Source organism: Microbacterium sp. (assembly GCF_030149085.1).
Taxonomy (GTDB): Bacteria; Actinomycetota; Actinomycetes; order Actinomycetales; family Microbacteriaceae; genus Microbacterium.
Genome location: NZ_JASBSF010000115.1, coordinates 1 through 9,791 on the forward strand (window position 1 = coordinate 1; position 9,791 = coordinate 9,791).

17 protein-coding genes are annotated in these 9,791 nt (G+C 66.4%); 10 read left to right on the forward strand and 7 right to left on the reverse strand.

Annotated elements, in window-relative coordinates; all coding sequences use genetic code 11:
- The 6 genes from Q1V87_RS04735 to Q1V87_RS04760 all read left to right on the forward strand — a co-directional run.
- Window positions 1–800 (forward strand): iron chelate uptake ABC transporter family permease subunit (locus Q1V87_RS04735; protein ID WP_300591063.1); only part of this gene is annotated, 800 nt, incomplete at its 5' end.
- Window positions 797–1,867, forward strand: a complete 1,071-nt coding sequence (locus Q1V87_RS04740) for an iron chelate uptake ABC transporter family permease subunit (RefSeq protein ID WP_300591064.1) — start codon at window positions 797–799, stop codon at window positions 1,865–1,867. The genes Q1V87_RS04735 and Q1V87_RS04740, both read left to right, overlap by 4 nt.
- Window positions 1,868–1,944: 77 nt before the next feature.
- On the forward strand, window positions 1,945–2,754 hold the full coding sequence (locus Q1V87_RS04745) for an ABC transporter ATP-binding protein (RefSeq protein ID WP_300591071.1): 810 nt from the start codon (window positions 1,945–1,947) through the stop codon (window positions 2,752–2,754).
- Window positions 2,741–3,685, forward strand: a complete 945-nt coding sequence (locus tag Q1V87_RS04750) for a siderophore-interacting protein (RefSeq protein ID WP_300591065.1) — start codon at window positions 2,741–2,743, stop codon at window positions 3,683–3,685. Before Q1V87_RS04745 ends, Q1V87_RS04750 begins: the two co-directional genes overlap by 14 nt.
- Window positions 3,686–3,743: 58 nt before the next feature.
- Window positions 3,744–3,962 carry a type II toxin-antitoxin system VapB family antitoxin gene (locus Q1V87_RS04755; RefSeq protein ID WP_300591066.1) on the forward strand — a complete coding sequence of 73 codons (219 nt, stop codon included), beginning with the start codon at window positions 3,744–3,746 and terminating at the stop codon, window positions 3,960–3,962.
- Complete coding sequence (locus Q1V87_RS04760; RefSeq protein WP_300591067.1) at window positions 3,959–4,363, forward strand: PIN domain-containing protein; 405 nt, start codon at window positions 3,959–3,961, stop codon at window positions 4,361–4,363. The genes Q1V87_RS04755 and Q1V87_RS04760 overlap by 4 nt, the downstream gene beginning before the upstream one ends.
- A gap of 42 nt (window positions 4,364–4,405) precedes the next feature.
- On the opposite strand, the gene Q1V87_RS04765 is transcribed toward Q1V87_RS04760, so the two are convergent.
- The 6 genes from Q1V87_RS04765 to Q1V87_RS04790 form a co-directional block, all read right to left on the reverse strand.
- Window positions 4,406–4,891, reverse strand: a complete 486-nt coding sequence (locus tag Q1V87_RS04765; protein ID WP_300591068.1) for a glutathione peroxidase — start codon at window positions 4,889–4,891, stop codon at window positions 4,406–4,408.
- A gap of 24 nt (window positions 4,892–4,915) precedes the next feature.
- A complete protein-coding gene (locus Q1V87_RS04770; protein ID WP_300591069.1) occupies window positions 4,916–5,374 on the reverse strand; it encodes a MarR family transcriptional regulator in 459 nt (152 codons plus the stop codon).
- Between the two features lie 103 nt (window positions 5,375–5,477).
- On the reverse strand, window positions 5,478–5,738 hold the full coding sequence (locus Q1V87_RS04775) for a Txe/YoeB family addiction module toxin (RefSeq protein WP_228178547.1): 261 nt from the start codon (window positions 5,736–5,738) through the stop codon (window positions 5,478–5,480).
- Window positions 5,735–5,986 carry a type II toxin-antitoxin system Phd/YefM family antitoxin gene (locus tag Q1V87_RS04780; protein WP_228178548.1) on the reverse strand — a complete coding sequence of 84 codons (252 nt, stop codon included), beginning with the start codon at window positions 5,984–5,986 and terminating at the stop codon, window positions 5,735–5,737. Before Q1V87_RS04780 ends, Q1V87_RS04775 begins: the two co-directional genes overlap by 4 nt.
- 92 nt (window positions 5,987–6,078) lie before the next feature.
- The gene (locus Q1V87_RS04785) at window positions 6,079–6,702 is read right to left on the reverse strand and encodes a hypothetical protein (RefSeq protein ID WP_228178549.1); all 624 of its coding nucleotides are present in this window, start codon (window positions 6,700–6,702) and stop codon (window positions 6,079–6,081) included.
- Window positions 6,703–6,832: 130 nt separating this feature from the next.
- On the reverse strand, window positions 6,833–7,318 hold the full coding sequence (locus Q1V87_RS04790) for a dihydrofolate reductase family protein (RefSeq protein WP_228178550.1): 486 nt from the start codon (window positions 7,316–7,318) through the stop codon (window positions 6,833–6,835).
- 75 nt (window positions 7,319–7,393) lie between these two features.
- On the opposite strand from Q1V87_RS04790, the gene Q1V87_RS04795 reads away from it, so the two are divergent.
- From Q1V87_RS04795 to Q1V87_RS04805, 3 genes are all read left to right on the forward strand, one after another.
- Window positions 7,394–7,966 (forward strand): YdeI family protein, encoded by a 573-nt coding sequence (locus tag Q1V87_RS04795; protein ID WP_228178551.1) that lies wholly within the window; start codon window positions 7,394–7,396, stop codon window positions 7,964–7,966.
- A gap of 68 nt (window positions 7,967–8,034) precedes the next feature.
- A complete protein-coding gene (locus Q1V87_RS04800; RefSeq protein ID WP_228178552.1) occupies window positions 8,035–8,298 on the forward strand; it encodes a ribbon-helix-helix protein, CopG family in 264 nt (87 codons plus the stop codon).
- Window positions 8,295–8,534 carry a toxin gene (locus Q1V87_RS04805; RefSeq protein ID WP_228178553.1) on the forward strand — a complete coding sequence of 80 codons (240 nt, stop codon included), beginning with the start codon at window positions 8,295–8,297 and terminating at the stop codon, window positions 8,532–8,534. The genes Q1V87_RS04800 and Q1V87_RS04805 overlap by 4 nt, the downstream gene beginning before the upstream one ends.
- Before the next feature lie 2 nt (window positions 8,535–8,536).
- Here the strand turns inward: Q1V87_RS04805 and Q1V87_RS04810 are convergent, their stop codons facing one another.
- The gene (locus tag Q1V87_RS04810; protein ID WP_228178554.1) at window positions 8,537–8,929 is read right to left on the reverse strand and encodes a nuclear transport factor 2 family protein; all 393 of its coding nucleotides are present in this window, start codon (window positions 8,927–8,929) and stop codon (window positions 8,537–8,539) included.
- Window positions 8,930–9,099: 170 nt separating this feature from the next.
- Between Q1V87_RS04810 and Q1V87_RS04815 the strand changes: the two genes are divergently transcribed.
- Window positions 9,100–9,791, forward strand: a 692-nt coding sequence (locus Q1V87_RS04815) for an aldehyde dehydrogenase family protein (RefSeq protein WP_300591070.1), incomplete at its 3' end; no start/stop codon positions are given.

Below are 9,791 nucleotides of genomic sequence, written 5' to 3' on the forward strand. Positions count from 1 at the left end.
TCGGCGCCTCTCTCGCCCTGGCGGGTGCGAGCATGCAGGCCGTCACCCGCAATCCGCTGGCCGACCCCGGCATCTTCGGGGTCATGAGCGGCGCGGCACTGGCGGTCGTTGCGGGGCTCGCGTTCTTCGGAATCGTCGACCCGTACGGCCAGATGGGTCTTGCGATCCTCGGGGCTGCCGCGGCGGCGATCTTCGTCTACGCCGTGGGGTCACTCGGGCGCGGAGGAGCGACACCCCTCAAGCTTGCGCTGGCCGGCGCCGCGACCGCGGCTGCCCTCGCCTCACTCGTGAGTGCCATCCTGCTGCCGCGCATCGACGTGATGTCGACCTTCCGGTTCTGGCAGATCGGCGGCGTCGGCGGAGCTGAGTGGGATCGCATCGCCGTCGTCGCGCCCGTGCTGCTGATCGGTGCGCTCATCGTGTTCGCGACGGCGCGCGGCCTGAACTCCCTCGCGCTCGGCGATGACCTCGCTGCTGGGCTCGGTGAGCATGTGTCGCGCACACGGCTGATCTCGTCGGCCGGTGCCGTCATCCTGTGCGGCGCAGCAACCGCGATCGCGGGACCGATCGCGTTTGTCGGCCTCGTCATCCCGCACCTCGTGCGGCTGCTCGTCGGGCCCGATCACCGGTGGCTGCTGCCGCTGTCGGCAATCGGCGGCGCCGTGCTGCTGCTGGCCGCCGACATCGTCGGGCGCCTGGTCGCTAAACCCGAAGAGATCGAGGTCGGCATCGTGACCGCGCTCATCGGAGCGCCGGTGTTCATCTGGATCGTTCGCCGCCAGAAGGTACGCGAGCTGTGACCGCCACCATTATCCCCACGACCACCCCCGCCGCGGTCTCGACGACCGCCACCGCGATCGCGCGCGGTCGCCGCATCCGTCGCCGCCGCTGGACCGTGACCACCGCCATCCTCGCCGTGATCGTGCTGGCCGTCGTCGCCATCAGCACGATGGTCGGGCACACCTTTTATACGCCGGTCGAAGTTCTGCGCGTCATCTCCGGCGAGACCGTGCCCGGGGCATCCTTCACCGTCGGTGAGCTGCGCCTGCCACGCGCGCTACTCGCCCTGTTCTCGGGCTTTGCGTTCGGGATGGCGGGCGTGACGTTCCAGACGATGCTGCGGAATCCGCTCGCCTCGCCGGATGTCATCGGCATCAGCGCTGGCGCGAGTCTTGCCGCGGTGACGGGCATCATCGTCTTCTCGCTGAGCGATGTCGCGGTCTCGGTCGTCGCCCTCGTCGGCGCCGTCGTCACCGCCGGCGCGATCTACCTGCTTGCCAGCCGCAGCGGGTTCGCCGGCGCCCGCCTCATCCTCATCGGCATCGGCGTTGCCGCGATGATCCAGAGTCTTATCGCCTATCTGCTCTCGGGGGCAGCCGAATGGGACCTGCAGGCGGCGATGCAGTGGCTTTCGGGGAGCCTCAACAACGCATCCTGGGACCGCCTCGTGCCGCTCGCGATCGTGATGCTGCTCGTCGTGCCGGTGATGCTCGCGCGCAGCGGTGATCTCGACATCCTGCGCCTGGGCGATGACTCGGCCGCAGCTCTCGGCCTGCGGGTGTCGAGCACCCGCCTGCTGTTCATCCTCGGCGCTGTCATCCTGCTCGCCTTTGCCACCGCGGCAACCGGCCCCATTGCGTTCGTCGCCTTCATGGCAGGGCCGATCGCCGCGCGCTTGCTCGGCCCCGGACCCTCGCTCCTGCTGCCGGCGGGCCTCGTCGGAGCACTACTGGTGCTGATTGCTGATCTTGTCGGCCAGTGGGCTTTCGAATCGCGCTATCCCGTCGGGGTCATAACCGGCATCCTCGGCGCGCCCTACCTCGTCTATCTGTTGGTGCGTACGCACCGGTCGGGAGGATCCCTGTGAACCCGCCTCTTAAAGCGACGCTTCGCGAGCCGGATGCCGCGCCCGCAGCCCCGGAAACATCGCTCGATCCGTCCCCGGTGCCCGGATCGGTCGGTCACCGGCTTGCCGCCGAAGCACTCGCGCTCGCGTACGGCGACCGCACGGTCGTCCGCGACCTCGACCTGCAGATTCGCACCGGCGCCATCACGACGATCGTCGGAGCCAACGGATGTGGCAAGTCGACGCTCCTGCGTGCGTTCGCGCGTCTGCTCCCGCCACAGGCCGGGCGGGTCGTGCTCGATGGGCGCGAGATCCACCGCACCCCGACGAAGCAGATCGCGTGCGAGATCGGGCTGCTGCCGCAGAACCCGATCGCTCCGGAGGGGATTGCGGTGGCCGACCTGGTGGGTCGGGGGCGGCATCCGCACCAGCGCATGCTCGCCCGCTGGAGCGCCAAGGACTATCAGGTCGTCGCCGAGTCGCTCGAGGCCACCGACATCGCCGACCTGGCCGACCGCTCGGTCGACGAGCTTTCAGGCGGGCAGCGTCAGCGCGTGTGGATCGCGATGGCGCTCGCGCAAGAGACCGGCATCCTGCTGCTGGATGAGCCGACGACCTTCCTTGACGTCGCGCATCAGATCGAGGTGCTCGACCTGCTCACCGATCTGAACCGCAGCCGTGGCACAACGATCGTCATGGTGCTGCACGATCTGAACCTTGCCGCGCGGTATGCCGATGAGCTCGTCGCCATGAAGGACGGCCAGATCCATGCGTGCGGTGCGCCCGACGCCGTCGTCACCGAAGACCTTGTTCGCGACGTGTTCGGGATGGACAGCAGAGTCATTCCCGATCCCGTCTCGGGTTCGCCCGTCGTTCTGCCCATGGGGAGGCACCATGTCCGTCGCTGAATCCGCCGTGCTCGAGGCGTCGCCGTTCGTCGTGGCGCGGGCTGCCGTGCGCTCGGTCGAACTGCTCTCGTCGAGCTTCGCGCGCATAACCTTCGGCGGCGCAGATCTCGACGAGTTCGGTGACCCCGACCGCATTCTCGACCAGCGCATCAAGCTGATCTTCCCGCCGAGCTCGGGCCGGCTTCCCGACCTCGCCCACCCCGACGGCGACTGGTGGGCGGCGTTCCTCGCCGTGCCCGAAGAGGAGCGCGGATCGATGCGCACCTACTCGATCCGGGAGCTGCGCGTCGAGGACGGCGGAACCTCTGTCGTCATCGACTTCGTGCTTCACCTTGAGCCCGGGTTCACCGGACCTGCGTCGGCATGGGCGAGTGAGGCATCCGTCGGCGATGAGCTGCTGATCATCGGACCGCGCCGTGGTCGCCCGAATGGGGGCGGCATCGAGTTCGCGCCCGGTGAGGCGCGGGAGATTCTGCTCGCGGGCGATGAGACCGCGGCGCCGGCGATTGCCCGCATCCTCGAAGACATCGATCGCGACACTGTCGGCCTTGCCGTCATCGAAGTGCCGCACGCCGAGGACGCGCTCGCGATCGACGCGCCCGCGGGCGTCGAGGTGCGCTGGGTCGCGCGGGAGGGTGCGGAGAACGGGTCGCAGCTCATCCCGACCGTGCTCGGTCACCTGGGCGCGACGGCGACCGTGACGGTGACGGATGACGGCACCGAGGAACTGCTCTGGGAGACCCCGGTCTTCTCAGGCTCGGGTGAGGAACTGGATGACGAGGTCGAGTCGATCGATCGCTACTACTGGATCGCGGGGGAGAGCTCGGTCGTCACGACACTGCGCCGCCACCTCGTGAAGGATCTCGGCATCCACCGCTCGCAGGTCGCGTTCATGGGCTACTGGCGCCGCGGCGTCGCCATGCGCGGCTGAGTCGCCCGCCTGCGCAGGGAGTTTATATACTGATCTATATAAGCCGGGGGAGGCGTTCATGGCCGTCACATCAATCGATATCGACCCGGACGAGCTGCGCCAGGCGAAGGAGCTCGCTGGCACGACCTCCAATCGCGAAACGGTCGACCTCGCGCTGCGCACCCTTATCGCCGTTCGTCGCCAGCCGGCCGCCGTCGAGCGAATCATCGCCCGCACTTTCGAACCCGACCAAATCGACGCTCCGACGATCCCGCCAGCAGCGGCTGCTGGCCAGTGACGACGTACCTCGTCGACAACAGCATCTGGCAGAAAGCCTCAACGAGTGAGGCGATCGCGACCCGGCTCCGGGAGCTCTCGCCCGCGCACCTGCTCATCACCTGCCCGCCTCAAGTTCTCGAGTACTGCCATTCGGCACGGACTCCGCAGGAGTACCAGGAGCTCCGCGCAGACATGGCGCAACTCTTGCCCGCGTGGGAACATCCCGACGAGCGCGAGGCGCTCGACATTCAGCAGGCGCTCTGGGATTCGGGTTTCGTGCGCGCGGCGGCGGCGTTCGATTGCCTCATCGCGGCCTACGCGGTCGTCAACGACGCAGTCATTCTGAACTCCGACCACGACTTCGGTTACATCGAGGTCGCGACCCGGGGTGCGGTCAGGCAGGAGTACGTAGAGGCCTAAACGACTGCCGTCCAATACCGGTGGGGGCAGATCCGGCGCCGATCAGGCGGGGAGCGCCTCTTCGATCGCCTCGATGACCTCGGGGGCGTCGGGCAGGGTGCGGGGGCTGAAGCGCCACACGCGTCCGTCGGGGCTAATGACGAACTTCTCGAAGTTCCACGAGATCTTGCCGGCCTTGCCGTCGGCGCCCGGAACCGTGGTGAGTTGCTGGTAGATCGGATGCGCGTTCTTGCCGTTGAGCTTGACCTTCTCGGTCATCGGGAACGTCACGCCCCAGGTCGCGGAGCAGTACTCGGCGATCCTTTCTTCCGAGCTCAGCTCCTGCAGGAACTGGTTGCTGGGGAACCCGATGACCGTGAACCCGCGCTCACCATAGGTCTTCTGCAGCTCCTCGAGCTGTTCGTACTGCGGAGCGAGCCCACAGCGCGAGGCGACGTTCACGACGAGTGCTGCCTTGCCGCCGGTGAGCGCGCCGAACGTGGTCTGCTCGCCGCGCAGGGTGGTTACGGCGATGTCGGAGAGATCCATGGGAGTTCCTTTCGGAGGAGAGGTTCAGGCAGAGCGAAGCGAGGGGCGGTCGGCGCTGGCCATGTTGTCGCGCAGATCGTGAAGGTTACCGATCAGGCTGCGCGCGGCATCCGGATCGAGGTTCATGGCGTCGGCGACGCAGTCGAGGACGCGGTGCACGGATGTCCGCAGCTCTGCAGATGCCTCGGTCGCCGTCACCGCAACGGCGCGCCGATCGCCGGCCGGGCGCGTGCGTTCGATGAGTCCCGCGGTCTCGAGCCGGTTCAGGATGCCGGTGATCGTGCTCGCGTCGAGGTGGAGTTCAGCCGCGATGCGGCTCGGACTGGTCGAACCCTCACGCCACAGGATGCCGAGCACGAGCAACTGCTGATACGTGACGCCCCACGGCGCGAGCAGGTCGCGATAGAGCTGCACGGTCGCCTGTGCGGCGGAGTACACCGCGAAGCACACGGAATCCTCGAGGGTCACGCTGGGTCGGGTCACACGAGAAGCTTTGCATGCAAGTTATTTGGATGCAAGGTTGTTGCGATGGCTCATAGCTCTCTCGTATCTGCGCGCAACGTACGGCCGGCTTGCGTGCCGCGAATCAGTAGTGGTCTCGCGCCTGCAGTATGACGATGTGGTCATCGGTCACGTAGTAGACGAGTCGGTTCTTCTCGTCGATGCGACGAGACCAGGCGCCTGAAAGAACGTGACGGAGCGGTTCGGGCTTTCCGATGCCGTCGAACGGATCGCGCACGACATCCGCGATCAGCAGGTTGATCCGCTTCAGCGTCTTGCGGTCCTGCGTCTGCCAATAGACGTAGTCCTCCCACCCGTTCGGGTCGAAGGTGAGCGATCGCGTCACGCGTCGAGGAGGTCGTGTTGCTCAAACTCTCCGCGACGTGCGCGCTCGACGGCCTCGAGCAGTCGCTCCGCGTTCGCCGGGTTGCGCAGGAGGTAGGCAGTCTCGGTGAGTGCGTCGAAGTCGTCCTTGGACATAATCACGGCGTTGCCGCGGCGGGAGACGACCTCAACGGTCGTGTGGTCCTCGTTGACCTGCTGAATGAGCCCGAACAGGCTCTTTCGCGCTTCGCTCGCGGTGATGGCGGCCATGGCTGCGACCCTTCGGCTGAGTAGTACGTAAAACGGTACCACTCTGGTGTTCGGTCGGGACCGCATTCATGTCTCCGTAAAGAGTGACGCTGTCAAGGCATCTCGAAGTCTGGACGCACCTCGGCGAGCTCGTCGAGTTGCTCCTGCATGCGCGCGTGGAGCAGTCGCCCGTGCTCGATCCACCCCTCTGGCACCGGCTCGGTCTCGTCCCGGGCCTGCCAAACGGCGTTCCACTGGTGGAGATCGGCGGCCAGCTCACGACTGAGGGGCAGATCCCGGGCGGCGAGCGCGTACCGCTCGCTGAAGGACTCCCATAGCGGCCACTCGCGACCCCAATCCGGAAAGAGTCGAATCACGCGCCGCCCGTCTGGGAGGGTGAGCGGAAGTTTCTTTTGGCTCCGCCGCGAGAGGAGCCGGTCTTGCATTTCCGCGCGCATTCGCCACTCACGCGGTGACGTCGGCGGCGAGTTGTAGTCGCCTCCGACCAACCAGATTAGGCCGCGTCCGTGGGTGGAGTCGTCGACGACCAGCGCGACCGACCACAGACGGTCATCTCCGGCGAGCGTCGTCGCGGACGATTCAACGTCTCTGAGCGTCGCGTCGACAAGATCGACCGTGGTCACCGCTGAGCCGGGGCCTTCGAAGACGTAGATCCGGTAGCGCGGCTCGTTCGATTCCCACGATGAGTCTCGTTCGTCGACTTGGATCGCGCGCATGCCACCACGATAGGACGGGGCCCGCTGGTATGAGCCCTCTCGGACGTCCCGATTATGTGGTCGATAACCTGATCCGCGCATCAACGAATCATCCGCACTCAAGTTCGTGGGGCCTGCCCGATCGTTGCGGTCAGACATCCCCAATCGCGTAGCGGTGCATCGTCACGCCACCGGCGTAGGTCGCCTGCTCGAGCAGCTCGAGCCGCACCGGTGAGGTCATCTCATCGAACAGCGGCCGTCCCGACCCGAGGATGACCGGATGCGTAAACAGCAGCACCTCATCAAGCAGCCCCGCCGCGAGGAGCTGCGTCGCGACATCCGCCCCGCCGACCCCGATGTCTCCGCTCGAACTGGCACGTAGCTCACCGAGCCGCTTGATCGCGTCATCCCCGCCGAACACCGTCGTGTTGTACGGCGCCTCGGGCCAGAAGCTCTCCATCGTCTCGAAGACCTTGCGGCCCTGCACCATCATCGTGAGCGCCTCGGCGCGCGCATTGAACTCCTCGTGCAGCTCGTCGCCGATGCTCATCCAGTCGCCGCCGCCCTGCTCGTCGTGCGCGTGCTCGATGAACAGGTCGAGCGAGACGTTCATCCAATACACGAAGCGTGCGGCCATGGGTCCTCCTCGTCGACGCGGTGCGCACAGTTCACCACGCCGGGCGGTGTCGGTGCGAGGGGGTAGTTTTCGAGGATGGTCGCCCACAACGACAAGCCCGTCCTTCATGTCGACACCGTCGAAGACTGGGAGCAGTGGCTGGATGCCGATCCGAGCCCCGACGGCGTGCGGCTGCGCCTGCGCAAGACATCCACGCGCAAGCCGGGGATCACCTACGCCGAGGCGCTCGACGTCGCGCTGTGCTTCGGGTGGATCGACGGACAGAAGCAGTCACTGGATGCCGACTACTTCCTGCAGGCCTTCACGCCGCGCCGGCCCCGCAGCCTCTGGTCGAAGGTAAACATCGCGCACGTCAACCGTCTGATCGAGGAAGGACGGATGCGGCCCGCCGGCCAGCTCGAGATCGACCGCGCGAAGGCCGATGGTCGGTGGGATGCCGCCTACCGCCAGAGCGATGGCGACATCCCTGCCGAGCTGCAGGCGGCGCTGGATGCCGACCCGAAGATCGCCGCCGCGTTCGCAGCCCAATCCGCGCAGAACCGCTTCGCGATGACGTTCCGCGTCGGCAACCTCAAGCGACCCGAATCCCGTGCAGCCCGCGTCGCCGAGTACGTCCGGATGCTCGAACAGGGGGAGACGCTCCACTGAGTCGGGAATTCTGGACTCACACCGGGATTTCCGTCACGAAGCTGCGTTTTTCGTATTACGATGCGGCCATGAGTAGCGGCGAGACCATCAACGGCACACCCGTCACCGAGGAGCAGATCGCAGCTTGGGCGGCGGAGGCCGACGCGGGTTACGACGTGGACGCGCTCAAGCGCCGGGGTCGCGGACGTCCCGGTCGCGGATCGGAACCCGCGCAGGTGGTTGCTCTCCGGCTAACTGCCGATGAGCTCGCCGCGCTCGACGCTCGCGCCGCCCGCGAGAACAAGTCGCGATCGGAACTGATCCGCGAAGCGATCGCCGCATACGCCGCGTGAAGATCCACGACGCTGCGCTCAGGCACGGGATCGCGCCCGAAGATATTCGACAGGCCGCTTCCTGGTCGCTGTGGATCGAGGACCTCGACGACGACTCTCCTGCTCGCCAACTAAGGCTGGGATTCGACACGCAGGGGAGGCTGCTCGAGACCGTCGTCCTCGTCTTCGACAGCGGTAATGAGCTCGTCATCCATGCGATGAAGGCTCGACCCCAGATGCTTGACCTGCTGCCTTGACCTCAGTGCTCTCCGTCGTGGGCGTTGTTGAAGGCATCCCGGATCGGGAAGGTGTCGTAGACGATGTGCAGGCGCTCGATCAGGCCGTGCTCGTCGAGTTCTGCGACGTCGACCACGGTGAAGGGTGCGGGTTCGCCGGTCGAGAGTGTCCAGTCGAAGTCGAACCAGAAGCTCACGACCGTGCGGACCTCGGTCGATCCGATCATCGTGGCGCGCAGCGTCAGCCGCGAGCTAGCCGTGTCGGCGAACAGGGCCGGGTAGAACTCAGCCGCGGGCATCGTGCCATACAGGGGAGACTCGACGATCCCGTCGGGCGCGAAGAGCGCGATCACCCGCTTGGCATCGCCGATCTCGAGGCTCGCCAGGTACTCGTGGACCAATCGGTCGACATCCATCCGCGTCCCTCCTTCGGCGTGGCCATGGCTCGACACTAGCGATCCGCGAGGCCGCCGCGTCCAACCGCCTCCACGGGGACCATGGTCCCTATATGTGGTCTGACCACAGTGCCACGATGGTGTCAGGACGAAGGCGTGGACACCGGGTCCACACCAGGTAGGAGGATCCGATGTCCACCGCAATCGATGCACTCGTGGCACGAGCACAAGATGCTCTGGCCGAGTACGCGTCGTTCACGCAGGAGCAGATCGACCACATCGTGCGCAAGGCATCGGTCGCCGCTCTCCACCACCACGGCGAACTCGCCGTCCTGGCCGTCGAAGAGACCGGCCGTGGACTGTTCGAAGACAAGGCCGTGAAGAACATGTTCGCGTGCGAGCACGTCACGCACTCGATCATCAAGCAGCGCACGGTCGGCGTCATCAGCCACGACGAGATCACCGGCATCACCGAGATTGCCGACCCCGTCGGCGTCGTCGCGGGCATCACCCCGGTGACCAACCCCACCTCCACCGCGATCTTCAAGTCCCTCATCGCGCTGAAGACCCGCAACCCCATCGTCTTCGCCTTCCACCCGTCAGCTCAGAACTGTTCGGTCGCTGCGGCGAAGATCGTTCGGGATGCCGCAGTCGCAGCCGGTGCGCCGAAGAACTGCATCCAGTGGATCGCCGAGCCCTCACTTGAGGCATCCGGTGAACTCATGAACCACCCCGGTGTTGCGCTGATCCTCGCGACCGGTGGCAACGCGATGGTTCGCGCCGCGTACTCCTGCGGCAAGCCCGCCCTGGGTGTCGGCGCCGGCAACGTCCCCGCCTTCATCGAGCGCTCCGCAAAGGTCGGCCGCGCCGTCAACGACGTCGT

What these genes read in the sequence shown, in the direction of transcription:
- Q1V87_RS04750 (WP_300591065.1), top strand. Translation starts at nt 2,741, where the DNA reads ATGTCCGTCGCTGAATCCGCCGTGCTCGAGGCGTCGCCGTTCGTCGTG.
- Q1V87_RS04755 (WP_300591066.1), top strand. Translation starts at nt 3,744, where the DNA reads ATGGCCGTCACATCAATCGATATCGACCCGGACGAGCTGCGCCAGGCG.
- Q1V87_RS04765 (WP_300591068.1), bottom strand. Translation starts at nt 4,891, where the DNA reads ATGGATCTCTCCGACATCGCCGTAACCACCCTGCGCGGCGAGCAGACC.
- Q1V87_RS04780 (WP_228178548.1), bottom strand. Translation starts at nt 5,986, where the DNA reads ATGGCCGCCATCACCGCGAGCGAAGCGCGAAAGAGCCTGTTCGGGCTC.
- Q1V87_RS04785 (WP_228178549.1), bottom strand. Translation starts at nt 6,702, where the DNA reads ATGCGCGCGATCCAAGTCGACGAACGAGACTCATCGTGGGAATCGAAC.
- Q1V87_RS04790 (WP_228178550.1), bottom strand. Translation starts at nt 7,318, where the DNA reads ATGGCCGCACGCTTCGTGTATTGGATGAACGTCTCGCTCGACCTGTTC.
- Q1V87_RS04795 (WP_228178551.1), top strand. Translation starts at nt 7,394, where the DNA reads ATGGTCGCCCACAACGACAAGCCCGTCCTTCATGTCGACACCGTCGAA.
- Q1V87_RS04800 (WP_228178552.1), top strand. Translation starts at nt 8,035, where the DNA reads ATGAGTAGCGGCGAGACCATCAACGGCACACCCGTCACCGAGGAGCAG.
- Q1V87_RS04810 (WP_228178554.1), bottom strand. Translation starts at nt 8,929, where the DNA reads ATGGATGTCGACCGATTGGTCCACGAGTACCTGGCGAGCCTCGAGATC.